We start from the raw sequence: 22,567 nt of genomic DNA on the forward strand, positions 1-22,567 counted from the left end.
ACTGCCGCCCATATCCGTTTCCACCCAATCGTTTTATCTTTGAAAATCCAAGGCATTTTGGCGAGAACCATCGGGGGCTTCCACTGGGTCGTGAGGCCGGTCCGATGTGTTTTGAGATCACCGGTCGATTGACCCTCTGCACCGGGCGTCGCGAATTCACGCTGCAACAGTCATCAGGAGCCGATATCGTGTCACATTCGAAGCCGCTGCCCGCCCCACCGGGCTTGATTGAAATCTCACATGCGTTTGGCGTCGAGGTCACCTTTTGACGCTCTGCAGATCGAGCGCTTCAGTGCGGGGATGAACTCAAACGATGCGGCAGCCGCGCGTCAGGCGGCCATTGGCGGCTGGGCCGCGATGGTGGGCGCGGTCGTGCTTGCGCGGCTGTGCGACGATCCCGTGCTATCGAATGAGATCCTCGAGTCGACACGCAAGTGGATTGGCGAGCGTGGGGCGCCGCACGACTAAAACGAAAAGCGGCCGATATGTGCGCCGTGTAAGCAGGCAGCAAATGAATCAGCCCGCGACGGCGCTTTCGTGCCGTCGCGGGCTGATTATCTTCATGCGGTATGAATCGGCTTCCTGCCGCCCTAAAACTCAGTGCGCGTTATATACCGGCGGCGAATAGCTGCTAACCGCGCCGTCGGTACGTGCACCGCTTTCCGAAGAGCCGCTGGTGGCCGGGCCATAGCCGGTTGCGTGCGCAACGGCCCCACCGTTTTGTGCGTTCACTCGCGCCTGGGCTTGTTGCAGATCCGCGGGGTAATACAGGTCGTTCACCGAGGGACGATAACCCGCGGCTTCGAGCTGCTTCAGCTCACTACGCACCTGCGCACGCGTCACAGGACCATTGGTGCCTTGCGACTGTGCAAATGAAATGGCCGGCACTGCAAGCACCGCAGCGATCGCAACGGCCTTGATAAGCGTTCTCATGACTAACCTCCAGTAACTTGAAATCGGCGCAGCGGCTTGTCTGCATCCGTTGAGTACAAGTCTAGGAACGTTGGCGTCGCGAATAAATGCTGCAAAAGCGAATTTACTATTCCCGCAGCGCACCTAATCGGTTTTCACTGCTCCAATGCATAAGCTTCTATCCGGATGGAATATGGAACACGTATGCAACGCACTGTGCCACTCTGATGCATGATAGGGGCTCTTCCGAATCTTCGATGAGGGGGCAGCAATGGCGACGTGGCAACCGGACCCGACCTTCTACCCGTCTGCGCGCATGGCAGGCGAAGCCCCAGCGGAGACACTGGCATACGTCGCCAGCTTCGACCCCACGCGCAGCGTGCCCGATTCGCTCGACGTGGTCGATCTGGACCCCCGCTCGCCGGATTTCGGGCGCATCGTGCATCGGCTGGCAATGCCCAACGTCGGCGACGAGCTCCACCATTTCGGCTGGAATGCCTGCAGTTCGTGCCTGTGCCCCAACGCCCCCCACGCGCATACCGAGCGCCGCTATCTCATCGTGCCCGGTCTGCGCTCCTCGCGCATTCATATTGTCGACACCAAGCCTGACGCGCGCCGCCCGCATATCGCGCGCGTGCACGAGCCCGAGAGCGTCGCGCAGCGCGCGGGCTACACGCGCCCGCACACCGTGCATTGCGGGCCGGATGGCATTTATGTGACGTCGCTTTCGAACGCGCAAGGCGAGGCGCCCGGCGGCGTCTTCCTGATGGACCACGAGAGCTTCGATATTCTCGGCCAGTGGGAGATCGACCGCGGCCCGCAGCAGCTCGCCTACGACGGCTGGTGGCACCTCGGCTACGACACGCTCGTGACGAGCGAGTGGGGACTGCCCGCGACTTTCGAAAACGGCCTCGTGCCCGAGGTCCTGCTCGGCGGCCAGTATGGCCATCGCCTGCACTTCTGGGATCTGCATACGCGCCAGCACAAGCAGGTGCTCGACTTCGGCGCGGAAAACCAGCTCGTGTTCGAGCTGCGCCCCGCGCACAATCCCACGCGCCCCTACGGTTTCGTGAACTCCGTGATCAGTCTGAAGGACCTCTCGGCCTCGATCTGGCAGTGGTATCTCGACGGCGACCAGTGGGCCGCACGCAAGATCATCGAAATTCCGGCCGAGCCGGCCGATCCCGAGCATCTGCCGCCCATGCTCAAGGGATTTGCAGCGGTGCCGCCGCTCGTCACCGATATCGCGCTCTCGCTCGACGACCGCTTCCTCTACGCGGCGTGCTGGGGAACGGGCGATTTGCGCCAATACGATGTGTCGGACCCTGAGAACGCGCGCCTGACGGGTTGCGTGCGTATCGGCGGCATCGCCGCGCGCGCGGCGCATCCGTTTGCGCCCGAGCGCGCGCTGAACGGCGGCCCGCAAATGGTCGAAGTGAGCCGCGACGGCCGGCGCGTCTATTTCAGCAACTCGCTTTATGGCGCGATCGACGCGCAGTTCTATCCCGAAGGCATCGACGGCTGGATGGTGAAGCTGGACGCCGCACCCGAAGGCGGCCTCGAATTCGACGAGCGCTTCTTCGTCGAATGGCCGAAGTCGCACCGGCCGCACCAGATCCGGCTCGAAGGCGGCGACTGCTCATCCGATTCGTACTGCTACCCATAAGCGCGGAGCACGATATGGAGGAGGTCTTCGGCGCGCACTGGGGCGCCTGGGCAGCCGTGGTGGGCAGCGGCGTCTTTCACGGCGTGAATCCGGCGATGGGCTGGCTCTTCGCGACCGCGCTCGGGCTGCAGCGCGGGAGCCGAACGGCGCTGCTGCTCGCCTTGCCGCCCATCGCGCTCGGTCACGCCGCGTCCATTCTGCAGTTCACGAGTTCCACCGCGGCGCTCGGCGCGCATCTGCCCGGCGCGGCGCTGCACGCGTGCCTGGGCGCGCTGCTGGTCGCGTGGGCCGCGTGGCAGTACGCGTACGGGCACCGGCACCGCGTGCGCGTGGGGATGACCGTGGGCTTTGCCGGGCTCGCGGCGTGGTCTGCGTTGATGGCCACGTTGCACGGCGCGGGGCTCATGCTGATGCCCGCCATGCTGCCGCTGTGCGGTGGAGCGGCCGGCGCAGCGGGCCTTGCGAACCCGCTTGCGCTGTCGTTCGCGTTCACCGCGCTGCATACCGCCACGACGCTCGCCACCACGGCCGTCATCGCGCTGCTCGCCTACGAGTATCTCGGTCTCGGCGTGCTGCGGCGAGGCTGGATCAACTTCGACTGGCTCTGGCGCGGCGCGCTCGTGGCAACGGGCACATTGCTGATCGCAACGGCGTGAGCCGCCGGCTCAACTCCCCGCCGGATAGTCCGTGCCGAGGCTCACCTCGCGCCATGCCTCGATATCGGCCAGCGCCGCGCGCAAGCGGTTCGCCACCGCATCCACGCCGAATGCGCCCAGCACGAGATGCCGCGGCGGCTTTTCGGTTTCCGTGATGCGGATCATCGCCTGCGCCGCGCGCACCGGATCGCCCGGCTGATGCCCGCTGCCTTGCGCCGTGCGCTGCATACGCGCGCCCGCCGTTTCGGCGTAGTCGTCGATACGGCTCGCCGTTTGCACGAGCGAGCGGCCTGCCCAGTCCGTGCGAAACGGCCCCGGCTCCACGCAGGTCACCTTGATGCCGAGCGGGGCAACTTCGGACAGCAGCGAATCGGAGAATCCCTCCACGGCGTGTTTCGAGGCAGCATAGTAGCCAGAACCCGGAAAGCCCGCGAGCCCCGCCACCGACGTAATGTTGATGACGTGGCCCTTGCGGCGCGCACGCATGCCAGGCAGCGCCGCGCGCGTGAGCGCGAACAGGCCGAATGCGTTGGCATCGAACTGTGCGCGGATCTCGCGTTCCTCGCCCTCCTCGATCGAACTCTGATAGCCGTAGCCCGCGTTGTTGACGAGCACGTCGATCGCGCCGAACTGCTGTTGCGCGGCCGCGACGGCGGCGTCGATTTGCGCGGCGTCGGTCACATCGAGCGAGACGGGCAGCAGGCGATCGCCGGCCTCGGGCGCGAGATCGTCGAGCGACGCCTTGTTGCGCGCGGTTGCCACGCAACGCCAGCCGCGCGCGAGCACGGCGCGGGCGAGCTCGCGGCCAAAGCCGGTCGAACAGCCGGTCACGAACCAGACCGGCGACGCATTCGGGGAATCAACGGACATGGGAAGGCCTCCCGGAAGAAGGGGCAGACAGGGCTGCCGAAGACAGGGGGAAGCGGAAGATGGCGCCGCCGCACGAAGCAGGTCGCTTTCGAACGCATGCGCAGCCTCTGATGATACCGGTCACGCACGAACTCTGCTGGCGCACCCGTGGGTCCGTGGGCCCGCGCCGGTGAACGCCTGCGCGGATCGGGCGGGCCATGTACCATACGGCGCCTGGTGCCCCGAATTTCAGCGCCACGAATCCACTGTCATTTGCCGGAGAAGAAACCCGATGTCCACCGTCACCACGCCCGCACGACCCGCTGCCGATTTCGCCGATGCTGTACGCGCCCTCGAAGCGCGCTATGGCACGCCGTGGTCCGCGCCGCTGCCGGCCTGGAACGATACGCTCGACACGCTGCTCACGCACCGCTCGGTGCGCAACTACGCGGACCGTCCGCTGCCCGACGGCACGCTCGAAACGCTGATCGCCGCGGCGCAATCGGCATCGACCTCGTCGAACCTGCAAACGTGGAGCGTGGTTGCCATCGAAAACCCCGAACGCCGTGCGCGCCTCGCCGACTTGGCGGGCGGCCAGTCGCACGTTCGCGCAGCACCGCTCTTTCTCGTGTGGCTCGCGGACCTCTCGCGTCTCGAAGCGGCCGGCGCGCGCAGCGGGGCGAGCGTCGAAGGTCTGCACTACATGGAGACGCTGGTCGTCGGCATGATCGACGCGGCGCTCGCCGCGCAAAACGCCGTGGTCGCGCTCGAATCGCTCGGCATGAGCGCCGTATATATCGGCGGCATCCGCAATCAGCCTGAGCAGGTTGCCGCGGAACTGGGTCTGCCGCCGCGCGTGCTCCCGGTATTCGGCATGTGCGTGGGCTATCCCGACGAAACGCGCCCTGCGGATGTGAAGCCGCGCTTGCCGCAGGAGGTCGTGCTCCATCGCGAGCAATACGACGCGCCGTCGCAAGCGGCCGCGATTGCGCAGTACGACGAAGTCATGGGCGGCTTCCAGACCGCCCAGGGATTGAGCGCGGCAGGCTGGGCCGTGCGATCGCTCGCGCGCTGGCGCAGCCGCGAGTCGCTGCACGGCCGCGACCGCCTGCGCGACGCGCTCAACGCGCTCGGCTTCGAGCTGCGCTGAGCGCACCGGCACGCCGCGGGACATTTCAGGCAACGAAGCACGCCACACAGGAGAGACGCAAATGAAAGTCGCCGTCATGGGCGCAGGCGCAGTAGGCTGCTTTTACGGCGGCATGCTCGCTCGCGCGGGACACGATGTGGTCTTGATCGGCCGGCCCCAGCATGTCGAGGCCATTACGCGCGACGGACTGCGCCTCGAAGCGCAGCAGTTCGACGAGCGCATCGGCGCGCCGCATCTCACTGCTAGCACCGAAGCCGCCGCCGTGGCGGGCGCGGACCTCGTGCTGTTCTGCGTGAAGTCGACCGATACCGAAAGCGCGGGCGCCGCGATCAAACCGCATCTTGGCGCCGGCACGCTCGTGCTCACGCTGCAGAACGGCGCGGATAACGCAGAGCGCCTGCGCACGGTGATCTCGCAGGACGTGGCGGCCGCCGTGGTCTATGTCGCCACGGAGATGGTGGGGCCCGGCCACGTACGCCATCACGGCCGCGGCGAGCTGGTGATCGAGCCTTCGCGCGCGAGCGACGCCGTTGCGCGCACGCTCATCGACGCAGGCGTGCCCACGGAAATCTCACCGAATGTGCGCGGTGCGCTCTGGGCGAAGCTGATCGTGAACTGCGCGTACAACGCGCTCTCGGCGATCACGCAATTGCCTTATGGGCGTCTCGTGAAGGGTGCGGGCGTGAGCGAGACGATGCGCGACATCGTGGGCGAATGCATGGCCGTCGCGCACGCAGACGGCGTGACGCTGCCGCCGGACATGGACAGCGCCGTGACGCGCATCGCGCAGACCATGCCGGGCCAATACTCGTCCACGGCGCAGGATCTGGCGCGCGGCAAGCTCAGCGAGATCGATCACCTCAACGGCTATGTCGTGCAGCGCGGCACGGCGCTGGGCGTGCCCACGCCTGCGAACCGGATGCTGCAAACGCTCGTGCGGCTCATCGAGGACAAGGCGCGCGCGGCGATCTAGTTCGCTCCGGTCTCGTTGAGTCAGCGGTCGAACACGAGCACGGTGGAGGTGGCGGACGCGTAAAGCTTGCCCTGTGCATCCGTGATGCTGGCCTCCGTGAAGGCCGCGCGGCGGCCGATGCTGAGCACGCGCCCTTCCGCGCGCACGGTACCGGTGTCGGCAGTCATGGGGCGGTGGTACGCGACCTTTAGCTCTAGCGTGGTGTAGCCCTGACTCGCGTTGAGCCGCGAATGCGCCGCGCACCCGCACGCGGAATCGAGCAGCGTGGCCGCATAACCGCCGTGCACCGTGCCGATGGGGTTGTACAGGTGCAGACCGGGCGTGCCCTCGAACACGACGCGGCCCTCTTCGACTTCGACAAGCCTGAAGCCAAGCGTTTCGCCAATGGCCGGGCCGCGGCTTCCATGCAGCAAGTGCTGCAACTGTTCGACGCCGGTCAGGCCGGCGGGCATTTCAGCAACGAGGTTCATCGAGGCAGTCTCCGTCTATGGCGCGCGTCGGTTTGCGGCTGTGCGCGCCTGTGCGATGCGCCATCGTAACGCCTTTAGAACGATCGTGCTTAAATTTTCGCGAGCTTCTCGCGTGTTTCGATTCAGGCCTCGATTCATTGCAGCGGACGTTTCAATACGTCTCGAGATGCAGCCGCCCTTCCCGCTTGAGACGATCCCACAATGCCTCCCAGCCCATGCCGTGTTTTTCGGCGATTTCCTGGAGCGCCTGCAGCACGCCATCTTCCATGCCCTTCAATCCGCAAACATAGACATGTGTGTTGCCGTCCTTGAGCAGTTGCGCGACGTCCACGGCGCGCTCGCGCATGACGTCCTGCACATAGCGCCGCGGCTGGCCCGGCGTACGTGAGAAGGCGAGGTTCGTGTCGATGAAATCCTTCGGCAGGTTCATCAGCGGTCCGAAGTAAGGCAATTCCTGCTGCGTGCGTGCGCCGAAAAAAAGCATGAGCTTGCCGGTCGCGCCCTTGAGCCTGCGGCGGCGGCGATATTCGGTCATCGCGCGCATGGGCGCGGAGCCGGTGCCCGTGCAGATCATCAGCAGATGCGAGTTCGGATGGTTCGGCATCAGGAAGGTATTGCCGAACGGCCCGATCACGGTCACCACGTCGCCCTTCTTCAGATCGCAGAGATAGTTCGAGCACACGCCATCGGTTGCGTTGCCGCTGTGATCGCGCGTCACACGCTTCACCGTGAGCGAAACGTTGTTGTAGCCGGGGCGCTCGCCGTCGCGTGGGCTCGCAATCGAGTACTGGCGCGCGTGATGGGCTCGGCCTTCCAGGGTCGCGCCCGGCGGCAGAATGCCGATGGACTGGCCTTCCAGCACCGGGAACGGCATGGTGCCGAAGTCGAGCACGATGTGATGGATATCGCTTTCGGTGGCGTCGTCGGTGAGGCGATAGTTGCCGACCACGGTTGCCGTGGTCGGCACCTTGTGCGTGTAGAGCTGGACATAGGGGCGCGCCGCCGACCACGGCGGCACGGTCGAGCCACGCAGCACGTCGGAGCCGCCCACGGGCGCATCGGCGGCATTCGGCGCCGCTTGCGCCTCGCCGGCCACACCGCTCGATTCCTGCGTTTCGACCGGCGCGCCCACCGATGCATTGTGCGCGGGCAGTTCGTCCCACGTGTACTGCTCGTCGATGGTGTACGTCTCGGTCTTGAGCACGTTGCGCCAGTTGTCGATCGCGCCGGTCGGGCACGGCGGCACGCACGCCATGCAGGCGTTGCAGACATCGGCCTTCACCACATAGTTGGTGCCGTCGTGCGTGATCGCGTCAACAGGGCACGTTTCCTCGCACGTATTGCAGCGTATGCAGATTTCAGGATCGATCAGGTGTTGCCTGATAATTTCCACGGGTAGCGGACCGTTCATGATTGTCTCCCACCGCGGCGCGCGAACACGTGGCTGCGCGCCGCCGCTCCCCTCAGTTAAAGCGCACGTATTCGAAATCGACGGGCTGCCGGTTGATGCCCATGGCCGGCGGAGCGATCCAGTTGGCGAACTTGCCCGGCTCGATCACGCGGCCCATGAGCGAGGCCACATAGGCGCGGTCTTCCGCCGTGGGCAGCCATTTCGCTTCGTTCGCGGCCCATTCGGTCTCGCCGATCACGCGGCCGTCCGGCGACACGCGCACGCCCGCGAACGTGCCGATCTGGCGGTTGAACGCCTTGTGCGGCACGGTGAGGCGAGCATCGATGCCAGCTTTTTCCAGCACCTTGTTCCAGCGGTTCACGCCCGCAATCGAGTCCTTGATGTAGTCGTCGCGCAGCACTTCGTTCATGGCGTTGAGCATCGGCACTTCACGCTCCACGAGCTTGCCGTCCTGCACGTCGAGCAAACGGTATTGCTGGCCTTCGAGCTGATGGTCGTCGTCGCGTTTGGTCTCTTCGTAGCGACCCTTCAGGCCCGAGCTATAGAAGGTCGCGGCATTCGACGAGTGATCGGCGCCGAACAGGTCGATCGTCACCGAGTAGTGGAAGTTCAGGTAACGCTGGATCGTTTCGAGGTCGATCACGCCCGCGGCGCGCAAGCGGTTCACGTCGTCGGTCTTCACCTCGTTCATGACCTGCGCGGTGCGTTGCACGACGCGCGAGATGCCCGATTCGCCGACGAACATGTGATGCGCCTCTTCGGTCAGCATGAATTTCGTCGTACGCGCGAGCGGATCGAAGCCGGATTCGGACAGCGCCGAAAGCTGGAACTTGCCGTCGCGGTCGGTGAAGTACGTGAACATGAAGAACGCCAGCCAGTCGGGCGTCTTCTCGTTGAACGCGCCGAGAATGCGTGGGTTGTCGTCGTCTCCCGAGCGGCGCTCCAGTAATGCTTCCGCTTCCTCACGTCCATCGCGGCCGAAGTAGCGATGCAGCAGATACACCATCGCCCACAGGTGCCGGCCTTCCTCCACGTTCACCTGGAAAAGGTTGCGCAGGTCGTACATGGAGGGCGCAGTGAGGCCGAGATGGCGCTGCTGCTCGACCGAGGCGGGCTCCGTGTCGCCCTGCGTGACGATGATGCGGCGCAGGTTCGCGCGGTGTTCGCCCGGCACGTCCTGCCACGCGGCCTCGCCCTTGTGTGCGCCGAAATGGATCTTGCGGTCCGCATCGCCCGGCGTGAGGAAGATGCCCCAGCGATAGTCAGGCATCTTCACGTGATCGAAGTGCGCCCAGCCGCCCGCGTCGACGCTCACCGCCGTGCGCAGATACACGTCGTAGCCGTGCGAGCCGTCTGGCCCCATGTCGCCCCACCACGAGAGGAAGTTCGGCTGCCACTGCTCGAGCGCGCGCTGCAGCGCGCGGTCGTCGGCGAGATTGACGTTGTTCGGGATCTTTTCGCCGTAGTTAATCGTAGAGTTGATCGTGGACATTGCGGTTCCTTGTGGCAAACGCCTTGGCGGATACAGCTATCAAACGCGGGCGACGTCGAACTGCGCCTTGCTGCCCTTGCCGTACACCTTGAGCGCGCCTTTCTCGCCCACGGCGTTGGGCCGGTTGAAGATCCAGTTCTGCCACGCGGAGAGCCGCCCGAAGATGCGCGTTTCCATCGTCTCCGGCCCGTTGAAGCGCAGATTCGCCTCCAGGCCCGTGAGCGCGTCGGGCGACATGACCGCGCGCTCTTCCAGTGCGAGGCGGATTTCGTCGGGCCAGTCGATGTCGTCGGGCGAGGCCGTCACGAGGCCCAGGCGCTCCGCCTCGACCGGCTTGACCGCTTCGCCGATCTTCGCGCGCACGGCATCGAGCGGTTCGGTTTCCTCATAGAAGCGCCGCGCGAGACGCGATTGATGCGTGACCATCGGGTAGAGGCCGAAATTCGCTTCCGAGAGCGTGATGGCCGGTTCTTCGTCTTCGTTCGCGGGCAGCGCGGCCATGTACGTACGGTCCGCGGCGAACGCGAATTCGGCGAAGGTGCCGGCGAAGCACGAGCCCGGCTCGATCAGCGCGAACAGCGAACGCGAAGAGACATCGATGCGCGCGAGCGTGCGGCGCAGCATGCCGATGGTCTCGCGCACGAACCAGTGGTCGCGGTGAGCGAGCAGCGCGGCGTCGGCGGCAAGCACGGTGCGCGCGTCGCCTGCGGTCTTGAGAATCCACGTGCCGATGTCGAGTTCGTTGGTGCGCATGGAGAGAATCGCGTCGTCGAGCTCGCGCGCGAACTGCAGCGGCCACCACGATGCACCGGCGGCGACGATTGATTCGATATCCGAAACAGGTGCCGCGGCGGGCGCTTTCGCCGTGAACGTCGCGGTGCGCTTCGCGCGGTCGATCGTGACATCGACAGTGGCATAGCTCAGGCCGCCGTCGTGCTGCACGCGTTCGATGCGCGGGAGCGCGATGCCCCGCGCGTCTGCGGGACGATCGCTCGCGGCGGCCAGCTCGAGCGCGCGCGCCTGCACGGCCTGACCGAACTGGTTCGGCTTCACGACGTCGTCCACGAGACGCCAGGCTTTCGCACGCTCGCCGCGAATGCCTTCCACCACCGTGCAGAAGATATCGGCGCGGTCGTGGCGCACCTTGCGCTTGTCGGTGAGGCGCGTGAGGCCGCCCGTGCCCGGCAGCACGCCGAGCAGCGGTACTTCCGGCAGCGCCACCGACGACGAGCGGTCGTCCACGAGCATGATCTCGTCGCAGGCGAGCGCGAGTTCGTAGCCGCCGCCTGCACACGCGCCGTTCACCGCCGCAATGAACTTCAGGCCCGAATGGCGCGACGAATCTTCCATGCCGTTGCGCGTTTCGTTGGTGAACTTGCAGAAGTTGACCTTCCAGGCGTGAGTGGAGAGGCCGAGCATGAAGATGTTGGCGCCCGAGCAGAACACGCGGTCCTTCAGGCTGGTCAGCACGACCGTGCGCACTTCCGGATGCTCGAAGCGAATGCGCTGGAGTGCATCGTGCAGTTCGATATCCACGCCGAGGTCGTACGAGTTCAGCTTCAGCTTGTAGCCGTCGCGAATGCCGCCGTCTTCGGCGATGTCGATTCCGAGCGTCGCCACCGCGCCATTGAACGTGAGCTTCCAGTGCCGGTACTGCGAGGGATCGGTGCGGTAATCGACCCGCTGCGGGGCGACGGCGGTTTCGGCTGCGGCCATGAGCGTCTCCTGTCTACACATCGTTTCAATGAACGATAGTGCAATGGAATGCTCGTGTAAAGCACATTAATGCATTTTAGTGCATGCAAGGGGTAAACCCGCGATGCCGCGGTCCGCGCCCGCCACTCATTCGATGCGGGGCGCCTCCGCGGCCAGCCGGGCGGCGAGCCGGTCACGCAGTTGCAGGTAAGCGTCAGCGAGCGTCTTTTCGCTGGTGTCGAAGGTCATGTCGGCGCGGCCATACAGTTCGCTGCGGCCAGCCAGAATGCGCTTGAGGTCGTCCATCGCCTCGCTGTTGCCCGAGTTGCCCGACATGGGCCGCAGGTCGCCCTGCGCCACGACGCGACGCATGTGCTCTTCGGGCGCGGCCTGCAGCCAGACCGTGAAGCAATGCGCGAGCAGCACGTTGAACGTGGCGGGCTCGGAAACGAGGCCGCCCGGCGAGGCGATCACGGCGCGAGGGTGCTCCGCGATCACGGCCTCCAGCGCCCGGTGCTCGTAGCGACGATAAGCGCTCGCGCCATAGAGTGAATGGATTTCCGAAGGCGGACAGCCCGCCAGCTGCTCGATCACCCGCGTCAGCTCGACGAACGGCACCTTCAGCTCCTGCGCGAGCATGCGCCCCAGCGTAGACTTGCCCGCGCCGCGCAGCCCGATGAGCGCGATGCGCTCGTTGCGGTGCGGGTCGGCGCTCGTGTGCGAGAACATCTCCGCGAGCGCCACACGCGCGCGCTGCAAGGCGGCCGGATCGCGCCCCTGCAGCAACTCGCGGATCAGGAGCCATTCCGCAGAGGATGTCGTGACGTCGCCGATCACCTCGGCGAGCGGGCAGTTCAGCGTGGTCGCGATCTGCCGCAACACCAGTACGGAGGCATTCCCCACCCCGGACTCCAGATTCGCCAGATGCCGCTCCGAGAGCCCGGTTTCCGCCGCCAGCGTCTTGCGCGTCATGCCGCGCCGCGCGCGCAGCATGCGTACGCGCTCGCCCATGGCGGTCAGGAACGGATCGCGTTCGGTGCGCTCGCCGCGCGAGGCGTCGTCGGCGGCTTCGGCTGGCAGCTCCGCAATGTAAGTTTGCTTCATCTTAGGGAATCCCTGAATCCGTTTTTATGTACTATAGTGCTTGACATGCATTTTGCTAACGGCTAATTTTCCGCGAAAAGGTTGATCGACGACAAATCCGATCGAATCAGACTGAGCGGAGACAACACCGTGCCAATCCCAGCAGCATCGCAGGAACACGCCACGGCCGTGCCGCCGCCCGCGCAATTCAACTTCGCCACGCATCTGTTCGCGCTCAACGCCGCGCGCGCCGCGAAGACCGCTTATATCGACGACACGCTCACGCTGAGCTACGGCGAACTCGAAATGCAGGCCCGCCGCTTTGCGGCCGCCATGCGCGCGCTGGGCGTCCACGCGGAAGAGCGCGTTCTGCTCGTGATGCTCGATACCGTCGAGTTGCCCACTGCGTTTCTCGGCGCGCTCTATGCGGGTATCGTGCCGGTAGTCGTCAACACGCTGCTCACGCAGGCCGACTATGTGTATATGCTCACGCACAGCCGCGCGCGCGTGGTGATCGCCTCGGGCGCGGTGCTGCCCGCCGTGAGCGCCGCGCTGGCCGAAGCACAATGTGAGGACTGCCAGTTAATCGTTTCGCAGCCTGCTTCTCCGTCCGCTTCCTCGCCCGCTTCACAGTCGCTTCCGCATGAACCCGAACATGTTCTCGCCGATTTGATCGCACGCGCCGAGCCCGCCGAGCCCGCCGCGCGCGCCGCGCAAACGGGTTGTGACGACATCGCCTTCTGGCTCTACTCGTCGGGGTCGACAGGCAAGCCCAAAGGCACGGTGCATACGCACGCCAATCTCTACTGGACCGTCGAGACTTACGCGAAGCCCATTCTCGGCATACGCGAAAACGACATCGTGTTTTCGGCGGCCAAGCTGTTCTTCGCCTATGGCCTCGGCAACGGCCTTTCGTTTCCGCTCTTGGTAGGCGCGACCACGATCCTGATGGCCGAACGCCCCACTGCCAACGCCGTATTCGCACGCCTCGTGCAGCATCGGCCCACGGTGTTCTACGGCGTGCCCACGCTTTACGCGAGCATGATGGCCGCGCCGAACCTCCCGGCACGCGCCGACGTCGCGCTGCGCGTGTGCACGTCCGCAGGCGAAGCGTTGCCGCGCGAACTGGGCGAGCGCTTCCGGGAGCACTTCGGCAGCGACATTCTCGACGGCCTCGGCTCCACGGAAATGCTGCACATCTTCCTCTCGAACCGGCCAGGCGCGGTCGAATACGGCACCACGGGGCGCCCCGTGCCCGGCTACGAGATCGAACTGCGCGACGAGAGCGGCGCGCTCGTGCCCGACGGCGAGATCGGCGACCTCTTCATCCGCGGGCCGAGCGCGGCCGTGATGTACTGGTGCAATCGCGAGAAGTCGCGCGCGACCTTCCTCGGCGACTGGGTGAGGAGCGGCGACAAGTACCGGCGCCTGCCGGGCGGCGCCTATGTCTATGCGGGCCGCAGCGACGACATGCTCAAGGTGAGCGGCCAGTATGTCTCGCCCATCGAAGTGGAGATGGCGCTCATGCAGCACGACGTCGTGCTCGAAGCGGCCGTGATCGGCGTCGATCAGGGCGGCCTCGTGAAAACCTGCGCGTTCGTCGTCCTCAAGCAAACGGCCATGGAAACTTCGCACGACGCGTTGGCCGAGCAGTTGAAGGCGTTCGTGAAAACACGGCTCGCCCCGCACAAGTATCCGCGCGACATCCTGTTCGTCGACGATCTGCCCAAGACGGCCACCGGTAAGATCCAGCGTTTCCGGTTGCGTCAGCAGTTTCAGTCGTGACAGTGACAAACGCCATGAACGAAAGCGAATTCGCCGATCTGCCCACCACGTCCACGCGCGATGCACTGCGCATCGAATATCGCTGGATCGGCACGGCCGCCAGCGATGTGCCGCTCGCCGTGTTCCTGCACGAGGGTCTCGGCTCGATCGCAATGTGGAAAGACTGGCCCACCGCGCTTTGCGAACGCCTCGGCATGCGCGGGCTCGTTTATTCGCGTCCGGGTTACGGCCGTTCCACACCGCGCGCGCAAGGCGTCAAATGGCCGGTCGATTTCATGTCGGCGCAGGCGCGCGATGTTCTACCTGCGGTGCTCGACGCACTCGGCGTAAGCGCTGGCGAACGCAAACGCATGTGGCTGATCGGTCATAGCGACGGCGCCTCCATCGCCCTGCTCTACGCCGCCGCTTTCCCCGAAGCACTCGCGGGTGCAGTGGCGATTGCGCCGCACGTGTTCGTCGAAGACATTTCGGTCGACAGCATCGGCGAGGCGAAGGTTGCGTACGAAACGACCCGCCTGCGCGAAAAGCTCGCGCGCTATCACGACGACGTCGATTCCGCGTTCTACGGCTGGAACGATATCTGGCTCGATCCCGCCTTCCGTTCCTGGAACATCGTCGGCGAACTGGCGTCGATTCGCGCGCCGCTGCTCGCCGTGCAGGCGCTCGACGACCACTACGGCACCATGGCGCAAGTCGAAGCGATTTGCGCGGCCGTGCCCCACGCGCGCGTCCACGCGCTCGCGCAGGGCGGCCACTCTCCCCATCGCGATGCGCCGCAGCCGCTGAACGACGTCATCGAGCCATTCATTTGGGCACAGCGCAAGCCCGCGGCCTGAAAACAACTCAGCGTCCCCGCAACACCCTCCAGCGCGCGCGGAATGCCTCCACGCAGGGGCGAATCGATGCACCGCGCATAACACTCCCCCGCCAACGCGGTACCTCAGCCCATCGAAGGCCAAACTAAGGGCCAAACCCGCCTCATCGCTGCAATCCTTTGGTGATATTGTCTTTCTTTGCGCGGTGGAGACGGGGTCCGACCACGCGAACCCCATGGCAAAACGGGGCACCAAAAAAGCGAGACGCAAGAAGACCGGCGGGACATGCGCGCCGGCCAGAACGATGAGCGATTCCATTCTGATGAACGTTTCAAGAACCTCGGTGAGACTGAGGCGAGCCTGGGCGTCGATGCGTCCGCGCTTCGTGCGCGCCTTCGCGCCCGCGCTGCGCAACCTGCAATACGTGAAGCGCCGCATGCGCCCGCTCGCCGTGGTGGCGAGCGTGGGCTTCCCGCTTTACTACTACGTCTGGAAAGACCTTTTTCCTCAGCCGTATGAAAATCTCACGCTGCGCCTGATCGGCTCGTTTCTGTTCATACCGATCCTGGCGTTCGAGCGCTGGCCCGCCGCGCTGAAAAAGCTGCTGCCGTGGTACTGGTACTTCTGCACGCTCTACGCACTGCCGTTCTTCTTCACGTTCATGCTGCTCAAGAACAACGGCAACGAAGTGTGGGTGGAAAGCGCGCTGATCGCGGCGTTCGTGATGGTGCTGCTGCTCGACTGGCTCATGCTCGTGCTGCAGTTCCTCGTGGGCATCAGCCTCGCGGTGGTGGCCTACTGCCTCACCACCTACCCCATCGTGCTCGGGCCGAACTATTTCACCCATCTGGCGATCTTTTCGTTCGCGGTGGCAATCGGTGCGGTGGCCAATTACGATCAAGACCGCATTCAGATCGAACAGGAGCGCGCCATGCTGGCCACGGCGGGCAGCGTGGCGCACGAACTGCGCACGCCGCTCGTGGCGATACGCGTGGGCGCCGCTGGCCTCATGCGCTATTTGCCCGCGCTGCTCGACACCTATCAACTCGCCCAGCGCAGCCGCTTGCCCGTGCCAAAAATACGCGTGGCGCATCTGCATTCCCTGCAAGGCGTGGCAGGCCGCATCGAACAGGAAGCACTGCATTCGAACGCGATCATCGACATGCTGCTCGCCACGGCCCGCTTCACGGGCGGCAACATGCAAAACGCAACGATGTGTTCGATCGTACATTGCGTCGAAACCGCACTCGCGCGTTTTCCGTTTCGCGAAGGCGACCGGCGTCGGGTAATCTGCAATCTGCGCCCCGATTTCGAATTCCACGGATCTGAGATGCTTACCGTTCACGTGCTCTTCAATCTGCTCAAAAATGCCTTCAGGCATATGGGCAGCATCGAAGGCGCGCAGATTTCGATTCGTCTTGAATCAGGGCAAAGGGCCAATCGTTTAATTTTCAGCGATACGGGCACCGGTATTTCCCCTGAGGTATTGCCGCACATCTTCACGCGCTTTTATACTTCGACAACCGCCACCGATGACGTGACGCTCGGAGCAGGAATCGGGCTGGCATTCTGCCGCGATGTCATGCAAGCGATGGGTGGAGCGATCACCTGCTCTTCCGTAAAAGGCGAATACACCGAGTTCGTTTTGACATTCCCTGCGCCATGACGAAAGCCATTCAGCCGTTCTCCTATCCGACCACCGTCGCCTTCGTCGACGACAGCGCCGCGTTCCTTTCGAACCTGAGCCTGCAACTCGACCCCGACCTGGCCTTCCGCCTGTTCAGTTCGCCCTCTGAGGCGCTGAAATTCCTCAATGGCCGTACGCCGCATGACCGCGCGGCGGAGCCTATCTTCAGCCCCTATCTGGACCGTACTGAAGAAAACGATGCGCACCAGGTCATCGCCATGCGCGTCGATGCGATACGTAGTCTCGTACATAACGCCTCGCGCTTCGAGTCGGTTTCGGTCGTGGTGGTCGATTACGACATGCCAGAACTCAACGGCATGGAGTTTTGCCGGCGCATTACCGACCCGTCGATCAGGAAAATCGTGCTGACCGGCAAAGCCGACGAGCACGTGGCCGTAAAGAGCTTCAACGAAGGGCTGATCGACCGCTTCATCCGCAAGCATGAAGTCGACGCGGTGGAAACGCTGAACCAGGCGATCGACGATATGCAGCGCGCGTATTTCGACCGCTGCTGCAGCACGGTGCTCGACGCGCTCGCCGTATCCGAATATGCATTCCTCAAGGATCATGCGCTCGCCGCGCACGTGAAGGGCATTGCCGATTCACTGGGCATCGTCGAGCACTATCTCTCGTATCAACCGCACGGACTCCTGATGTTCGACGGTGTCGGCACCGCATACCTGCTCGTCATTCACACCGACGAATCGCTGCGCGGCGTGCGCGAAATCGCCGTCGAACAAGGTGCGCCCATCAGCTTTCTCGCGGAGCTCGACAGCCGTCGCAGCCTGCCGTATTTTTGGCGCACGGAAGGCTATTACCCGTCGCAGTGCATCGAATGGCAGCCGTATATGCACCCCGCATCGGAGTTTCACGGCGACCGCCGCTATCTCTACGCCCTGGTGAAGAAGCCGGCGGGGCTCGCGCTCGACAACGTGCTGCCCTACGACCGGCATCTCGACCAGTTGGACCGCGAGATCCAGGCGGCGTGGGACTCGCCCTGATAATCGGGCGCACCCCACGCTACCGCTGTCTCGCTCCACGCTGCCTCAATCGCGCACGGCTCAGGCCGCCACAGCCACCATCGGCATGTTCACCACAGCCTGCGGCAGACGCACGCGCGCACGACCCGCATTGCGTTCGTTGCGGCGCGTGGACGGCCAGTTCCACATCTGCACCTCGTCGCGAATTTCCGCGCACACTTCGACGAGCCGCTCCAGTTCCTCCTCGCACAGCGCCGCATTGAGCGAGAACCGCACGAGCGAGCGGTTCTGCGCTGTGGCAGGTGCACAGAACACCGAACCAAAAATGCCGCGTGCTTCGAGCGCGTCGCGCAGGATGATCGTCTGCGGCTCAGGCCCGGCTTCCAGCGCGATGATCTGCGTTTCGCTGCCGTTCAGGTTGTAGCCGAGATCGGCAAGCCGTGAGCGCACGTAACGCGCGTTGGCCGCGACGCGCGTGCGCCGCCAGTCTTCGCGCTCGATCACGTCGAGCGTCGCCGCGAGACCCGCCGTTTCATGCGGCAGCAGCGTCGAGCTGAAAATGGCGGGCAGCGCCTCGCACTTGAAATACTCCTGGAAGCGCCGCGAACAGCTGATGATGCCCGCACGGCCGGCAAACGCCTTCGCAAGACTCGCGGTACGGAAATGCACGCGGTCGATCAGCCCGAGTTCGGCCACCATGCCCGCACCGTGCGGGCCGTGCGTGCCGAGCGAATGCGACTCGTCGACGACCAGCACGCAGTCGTGCTCGGCGCACACTTCGGCGATCGCCGTGAGCGGCGCCACGCTGCCGTTCGTGCTGTACACCGAATCGACGATCACGATCCCGGCCCCGTAGCGCTGGATGCGCTGCTCGAGGTGATCGACATCGTTGTGGAAGAAACTGATCGCGCGCGCGCCGGCGCTGCGGATGCCTTCCCACAGCGACATATGCGCCATCATGTCGACGTACACCGGCGTCTGCGCATTGGCGATCGACTGGATCAGCCCCGTATTCGCGGCAAAACCCGACTGGCACAGCACGCTCGCTTCAGCCCCCATGTATGACGCGAAGCGGTCTTCGAGCGCGAGTTGCGGGCAGTCGTCGCCGTGGAGGAACACACCCGACATCAGAAGCCCGTTGCCCTCCTTGCGGATGCTCATGCACATTGCATCAAGAATCTCTGGGTGGCGCGCAATCGAAAGGTAATCGTTACTCGAGAGGTGCAAGGCATCAGCATCGGCAACACGGCCCTTCATAATGTGGCCCCCGGCCCAGCTTTCCTGCACGCGCTCGGTGTAGTAGCGATCGACACGTGCTGCGAGGAATGCGGGCAATGCCGCGTCGTTGTTATGTGCGTTACGCCAGTTGCTGCCAACTTTCATCTCAGGCTCCTTGTGGTTAAAGGCCGGCCCCGGAGGCGACTTGTCTGGTCAGGGAGGATTCCGAAAGGCAGGCCCGTAATGTGTCCGCAACGAAACGACACGCGCGATGAGGCCTGACGTGCGCATTCCGGCAGCGGACTTATGAATGTGGGTGATGCAATGACTGGCGAGCGCGTGAGTCGCGGCGCGCGGCGGGGAGTGGTCACGGCCGGCGGCGCCAGAGCGCGCTGGAGAGAAAACCAATGCGGGCGCGGGGCGCCGGGAGCAGGCGCCTTCATATCCGCACGAATCCCGCTTCGCGTGATCGCCACTGGTTACAAGGGAAGAAACGCCCGCCCGAAAATTTTTGAGGCGCGCCACGCAGGCCACCTGGACCCTATACGTCATGCAGCGAAAGCGCCTTCACGCTGCACGCAACGTCGGTCGCGCCATTGATAATTATCGTTTAAAAACAGCGCTGTTAAGCTTTCGCCGTGCGCAACTATGCGTAGCGCATGGAGTTTCGACAAGGATTGCCCGTCGCGCCGCGAAAGGACGCGAGCGTTGATTCATCACGCATAGATCGCGCGAAGGGGACCGACGGAATCGTCAGATGGCCACGACGCGGTCGCGCCCGCGTGACCTGGCGACATAGAGCGCGACGTCGGCGCGCGCCATCAAGGCGGCGAGCGAGTCTTGCGCTTGCAGTTCATCGACGCCGGCGCTGACCGTCAGTCCGCCGTGGGGCTCTTCGCCGGAGTCGCGGGCGTGAGCGTCGGCGCTGCGGCGAACGGAGAGCGTCAACACGCGCAATTCATCGAGCGATGCGTTCGCCGGGCGAGAAAGGCGCGGCGCGTGCGCGAACGCGCCCAGCCAGGCCGCCAGGGTCACGAACCGGTAGCTGTACACGGGGCGCTCAGGCGGGGGGCAACGCAGTGAGCGCCAGCCGAGCGACGCGTAGATGGCCGCATGAAACGTGGAGATTCAAGACCGCATGGCTGGTCAGCCGTCGCGCGGCGGTGACCCGGCGTGGTCAGACAAAACCGCGAAGCCACGGGACTCTATTTGGACTACGAATCGTAATCTTCGTACGGCAGGCGGGAAAAACCCGCCGCGCCCTCCCGGCGCTTGACGAACGCCCCGCAGGACCGCGACCATGCCTGAGTCGCCACGACGTAACAGGAGCCATGTCATGACCCAGCATGCGTTGTACGTCGAGCTGCACGCGCAGCCCGGCAAGGAAGAGGACCTCGCGGCATTTCTCGCGAGCGCGAAACCGCTGGTCGACGCAGAGCCCGGCACGCCAGCCTGGTTCGGCGTGCGCTTCGACGCCGCGACGTTTGCGATCTTCGATGCATTCGACGACGAAGCCGGCCGCAACGCGCATCTGAACGGCCAGGTGGCCGCGGCATTGATGGCGCGCGCGGGCGAACTGCTGGCCGCGCCGCCGCAGATCCGCCGCGCCGACGTGCTCGCCGACAAGCTCCCCGCCTGAACGGCCGGCAGATTGCCCGACAGGACGTGCGCGCGGTCACGTCCTTTCCCTGCCTGTAAATGGGGCGCGCGCCGGTCAAGGCGCCGGGAACGGCAACTGCGCGAGCTGTCAAGATCTTCGAAGGAGGAGCCGATGAAGCCTGCTTCCGCTTGCGAGGCCACACGAGCTGACACCCCAGACGAGGCGCGTTCGAATGCAGAGGCGCTGAGCGATCGTGTGCTGCATGCTCTCGAACGCGTCACCTGGCCCGCGCACCCCGCCACGCTGATCGAAAACGCCGAGCGCAGCGGCGCGCCGCGCGACGTGATCGACGCTTTGCGCCGCTTGCCGGACGAGGCGTTCGGCAGCTTTCCCGAAGTCTCGGCACTCATCGTCGCGGCGCAACTGGGCGCGCGCGGCTCGACCGCCCAACGGGGCGCGGCGACGCGAAGATGACGACCGAAGCGGCAACGATGCCGGGCGAGGATCGTTCCTGCACGCCGCAGGAACAGAAATTGCGCGCTGCGGGACGGCCGCCGGATACCCTCGGCCCGCGGCGACGCGATCGCGAAGAACAAAGGCCCAGCCGCCATGATCGGCCGGGCCGCTCACGCAAGAGACGTATGGCTACCGTATTACTAGTCGACGACGACACAAACGCGCTCGATGCGCTCAAAGAACTGGTCGGGCAGGAAGGTTATCGCGTCAGAACTGCCGCAGACGGTTCGGATGCCCTGCAAAGCGCACTCGCCGACCCTCCCGATGTCGTGATCTCCGACTGCATGATGCCGCGCATGGACGGTCTCTCCCTCATGCGCGAAATGAGGCGCAGCAGCAAGCTTGCGGGCGTGCCGCTCGTGCTCGTCTCGGCGCTCGTCACCCTGCCCCCCGACGCCGACGTCGTGGGCTTCCTGCGCAAGCCCTTCGCGGTTTCGCAACTGCTCGACATCCTCCACCGGGTCGCCACACCGTGACGCGCTCTAGCCTCGTCCACCGCATGAACGATTTACATCGTCGTTGTAGCGACTGACGCTCGGGGCGCGCAACGCGACCACTCACGGTCGCTTCCTTCATTCGGCCTCCTGACCGGTTCTCGATCGATAGCCGCGCCCTGCGCGTCACGGCATGACCCATGCTCTTAATCGGCGTGGCCGGTCCATTTCGGGCCGGCATGGGATCGAACCCTAGCCGCATTGCGTCGAGATGCGATGCGCATATTCAAGGGAGGTCGAAATGAGTGAATACGCAGGCCGCTCGCACGACGAGCGCGTGGCGCAACGCAAGCGCGAGAAGAAGGGCGCCACAGAGCCGCCAGGCGGCGATATGGCCGTGCACGGCACCGAGCCAGACGCCACCCACAGCAGCGGCGAGCTCTCCGAGCAAGGCAAGGAAGTGTGGCGCAAAGGCGCGGGCCTGGACGGCGGCGGCAAGAGCAAGTGAATCTTTCTTCAAGCCACCACGATCGCCATGGCGCATGGTTGCGCCATCAACTTCCGCAGTCTTCTGGATAACCGAAAGGAGAACGTCATGACCTACTCGCAAACCCCAATCGGTTCGGCGCCGCGCAGCGGCGACGGTGCTCGTATCGTCGGCCGCGACCAGTCGGACACGCGTGGCCCCGGCCCCGAAGTGATGGCGGCCAGTACGCTGGACGGCGACCGCGTGATGAGTTCGGACGGCGACGAAGTCGGCAAGGTCAAGGAAATCATGCTCGACGTGGAAAGCGGCCGCATTGCCTACATGGTGATGTCGAGCGGCGGTTTCCTGGGCATTGGCGACAAGCTGCTCGCGGTGCCGTGGAATGCCCTCACGCTCGACGCGGCACGCAAATGCTTCGTGATTGCGCTCAATTCCGAGCGCGTGAAGAACGCACCGGGCTTCGACAAGGGCCAGTGGCCCTCGATGGCCGATCGCACCTGGGCCAGCTCCGTGCACCAGTACTTCGGCCGGGAGCCGTACTGGAGCAACGACGCCGCGAGCCTGCCGCTGGACGAGCCGGGGCGCGAGCCGCCGGAGGCCGGAGGCGTAAAGCTCTGACGGGCGCGCACGTGCACCCGTAACCGTTCATCGGGCGCCCGCGGCGGCGCCAACGTGTCATGCTGATGGT

Annotated in this window: 23 protein-coding genes; 14 read left to right on the top strand and 9 right to left on the bottom strand. The window is 64.9% G+C overall.

Going from position 1 to position 22,567, the window contains the following annotated elements:
• The first annotated feature begins 300 nt into the window (after positions 1–300).
• Positions 301–468 (top strand): hypothetical protein, encoded by a 168-nt coding sequence (locus tag AB4Y43_RS09500; protein ID WP_368727666.1) that lies wholly within the window; start codon positions 301–303, stop codon positions 466–468.
• A gap of 129 nt (positions 469–597) precedes the next feature.
• Here AB4Y43_RS09500 and AB4Y43_RS09505 read toward each other — a convergent pair whose 3' ends face one another.
• Entirely contained in the window at positions 598–933 is a 336-nt protein-coding gene (locus AB4Y43_RS09505) for a DUF4148 domain-containing protein (RefSeq protein WP_368727667.1), read from the bottom strand.
• A gap of 250 nt (positions 934–1,183) precedes the next feature.
• Between AB4Y43_RS09505 and AB4Y43_RS09510 the strand changes: the two genes are divergently transcribed.
• Both AB4Y43_RS09510 and AB4Y43_RS09515 read left to right on the top strand, forming a co-directional pair.
• On the top strand, positions 1,184–2,578 hold the full coding sequence (locus AB4Y43_RS09510) for a selenium-binding family protein (RefSeq protein WP_368727668.1): 1,395 nt from the start codon (positions 1,184–1,186) through the stop codon (positions 2,576–2,578).
• 14 nt (positions 2,579–2,592) lie between these two features.
• Positions 2,593–3,234 (top strand): hypothetical protein, encoded by a 642-nt coding sequence (locus tag AB4Y43_RS09515; RefSeq protein ID WP_368727669.1) that lies wholly within the window; start codon positions 2,593–2,595, stop codon positions 3,232–3,234.
• Between the two features lie 9 nt (positions 3,235–3,243).
• On the opposite strand, the gene AB4Y43_RS09520 is transcribed toward AB4Y43_RS09515, so the two are convergent.
• Positions 3,244–4,104, bottom strand: coding sequence for an oxidoreductase (locus AB4Y43_RS09520; RefSeq protein WP_368727670.1), 861 nt, complete (start codon positions 4,102–4,104; stop codon positions 3,244–3,246).
• 271 nt (positions 4,105–4,375) lie between these two features.
• On the opposite strand from AB4Y43_RS09520, the gene AB4Y43_RS09525 reads away from it, so the two are divergent.
• Positions 4,376–5,233 carry an NADPH-dependent oxidoreductase gene (locus AB4Y43_RS09525; protein WP_368727671.1) on the top strand — a complete coding sequence of 286 codons (858 nt, stop codon included), beginning with the start codon at positions 4,376–4,378 and terminating at the stop codon, positions 5,231–5,233.
• 61 nt (positions 5,234–5,294) lie between these two features.
• Positions 5,295–6,206: a ketopantoate reductase family protein gene (locus tag AB4Y43_RS09530; protein WP_368727672.1), complete on the top strand. Its 912-nt coding sequence runs from the start codon at positions 5,295–5,297 to the stop codon at positions 6,204–6,206.
• Between the two features lie 20 nt (positions 6,207–6,226).
• Here AB4Y43_RS09530 and AB4Y43_RS09535 read toward each other — a convergent pair whose 3' ends face one another.
• The 5 genes from AB4Y43_RS09535 to AB4Y43_RS09555 form a co-directional block, all read right to left on the bottom strand.
• Positions 6,227–6,676, bottom strand: coding sequence for a PaaI family thioesterase (locus AB4Y43_RS09535; protein ID WP_368727673.1), 450 nt, complete (start codon positions 6,674–6,676; stop codon positions 6,227–6,229).
• Between the two features lie 151 nt (positions 6,677–6,827).
• On the bottom strand, positions 6,828–8,087 hold the full coding sequence (gene boxA / locus AB4Y43_RS09540) for a benzoyl-CoA 2,3-epoxidase subunit BoxA (protein ID WP_368727674.1): 1,260 nt from the start codon (positions 8,085–8,087) through the stop codon (positions 6,828–6,830).
• Between the two features lie 52 nt (positions 8,088–8,139).
• Positions 8,140–9,579, bottom strand: a complete 1,440-nt coding sequence (boxB, locus tag AB4Y43_RS09545) for a benzoyl-CoA 2,3-epoxidase subunit BoxB (protein WP_368727675.1) — start codon at positions 9,577–9,579, stop codon at positions 8,140–8,142.
• A 39-nt stretch (positions 9,580–9,618) separates the two neighbouring features.
• On the bottom strand, positions 9,619–11,295 hold the full coding sequence (gene boxC, locus AB4Y43_RS09550; protein ID WP_368727676.1) for a 2,3-epoxybenzoyl-CoA dihydrolase: 1,677 nt from the start codon (positions 11,293–11,295) through the stop codon (positions 9,619–9,621).
• A 126-nt stretch (positions 11,296–11,421) separates the two neighbouring features.
• The gene (locus AB4Y43_RS09555) at positions 11,422–12,378 is read right to left on the bottom strand and encodes a helix-turn-helix transcriptional regulator (protein ID WP_069266083.1); all 957 of its coding nucleotides are present in this window, start codon (positions 12,376–12,378) and stop codon (positions 11,422–11,424) included.
• Positions 12,379–12,507: 129 nt separating this feature from the next.
• Between AB4Y43_RS09555 and AB4Y43_RS09560 the strand changes: the two genes are divergently transcribed.
• The 4 genes from AB4Y43_RS09560 to AB4Y43_RS09575 all read left to right on the top strand — a co-directional run bounded on the left by AB4Y43_RS09560 (position 12,508) and on the right by AB4Y43_RS09575 (position 17,645).
• Positions 12,508–14,142 carry a benzoate-CoA ligase family protein gene (locus tag AB4Y43_RS09560; protein ID WP_368727677.1) on the top strand — a complete coding sequence of 545 codons (1,635 nt, stop codon included), beginning with the start codon at positions 12,508–12,510 and terminating at the stop codon, positions 14,140–14,142.
• A 14-nt stretch (positions 14,143–14,156) separates the two neighbouring features.
• Positions 14,157–14,978: an alpha/beta fold hydrolase gene (locus AB4Y43_RS09565; RefSeq protein ID WP_342947128.1), complete on the top strand. Its 822-nt coding sequence runs from the start codon at positions 14,157–14,159 to the stop codon at positions 14,976–14,978.
• 283 nt (positions 14,979–15,261) lie between these two features.
• The gene (locus tag AB4Y43_RS09570; protein ID WP_256094820.1) at positions 15,262–16,623 is read left to right on the top strand and encodes a sensor histidine kinase KdpD; all 1,362 of its coding nucleotides are present in this window, start codon (positions 15,262–15,264) and stop codon (positions 16,621–16,623) included.
• Positions 16,620–17,645, top strand: a complete 1,026-nt coding sequence (locus tag AB4Y43_RS09575; RefSeq protein ID WP_069266085.1) for a response regulator — start codon at positions 16,620–16,622, stop codon at positions 17,643–17,645. Before AB4Y43_RS09570 ends, AB4Y43_RS09575 begins: the two co-directional genes overlap by 4 nt.
• 60 nt (positions 17,646–17,705) lie before the next feature.
• On the opposite strand, the gene cqsA is transcribed toward AB4Y43_RS09575, so the two are convergent.
• Together cqsA and AB4Y43_RS09585 are read right to left on the bottom strand one after the other, a co-directional pair.
• Positions 17,706–19,007 (bottom strand): alpha-hydroxyketone-type quorum-sensing autoinducer synthase, encoded by a 1,302-nt coding sequence (cqsA, locus tag AB4Y43_RS09580; RefSeq protein ID WP_368727678.1) that lies wholly within the window; start codon positions 19,005–19,007, stop codon positions 17,706–17,708.
• A 588-nt stretch (positions 19,008–19,595) separates the two neighbouring features.
• A complete protein-coding gene (locus AB4Y43_RS09585) occupies positions 19,596–19,895 on the bottom strand; it encodes a hypothetical protein (RefSeq protein WP_368727679.1) in 300 nt (99 codons plus the stop codon).
• Between the two features lie 283 nt (positions 19,896–20,178).
• On the opposite strand from AB4Y43_RS09585, the gene AB4Y43_RS09590 reads away from it, so the two are divergent.
• From AB4Y43_RS09590 to AB4Y43_RS09610, 5 genes are all read left to right on the top strand, one after another.
• Positions 20,179–20,481, top strand: coding sequence for a putative quinol monooxygenase (locus AB4Y43_RS09590; protein ID WP_368727680.1), 303 nt, complete (start codon positions 20,179–20,181; stop codon positions 20,479–20,481).
• 132 nt (positions 20,482–20,613) lie between these two features.
• Positions 20,614–20,916, top strand: a complete 303-nt coding sequence (locus AB4Y43_RS09595; RefSeq protein WP_069266089.1) for a DUF2795 domain-containing protein — start codon at positions 20,614–20,616, stop codon at positions 20,914–20,916.
• A 167-nt stretch (positions 20,917–21,083) separates the two neighbouring features.
• A complete protein-coding gene (locus AB4Y43_RS09600) occupies positions 21,084–21,434 on the top strand; it encodes a response regulator (protein ID WP_069266090.1) in 351 nt (116 codons plus the stop codon).
• 259 nt (positions 21,435–21,693) lie between these two features.
• Positions 21,694–21,900 carry a hypothetical protein gene (locus tag AB4Y43_RS09605; protein ID WP_342947124.1) on the top strand — a complete coding sequence of 69 codons (207 nt, stop codon included), beginning with the start codon at positions 21,694–21,696 and terminating at the stop codon, positions 21,898–21,900.
• 87 nt (positions 21,901–21,987) lie between these two features.
• Positions 21,988–22,497: a PRC-barrel domain-containing protein gene (locus AB4Y43_RS09610; protein ID WP_368727681.1), complete on the top strand. Its 510-nt coding sequence runs from the start codon at positions 21,988–21,990 to the stop codon at positions 22,495–22,497.
• Positions 22,498–22,567 lie beyond the last annotated feature (70 nt).

The organism is Paraburkholderia sp. BR10872, assembly GCF_040965835.1.
In the GTDB taxonomy this organism is placed as follows: Bacteria; Pseudomonadota; Gammaproteobacteria; order Burkholderiales; family Burkholderiaceae; genus Paraburkholderia; species Paraburkholderia nodosa_A.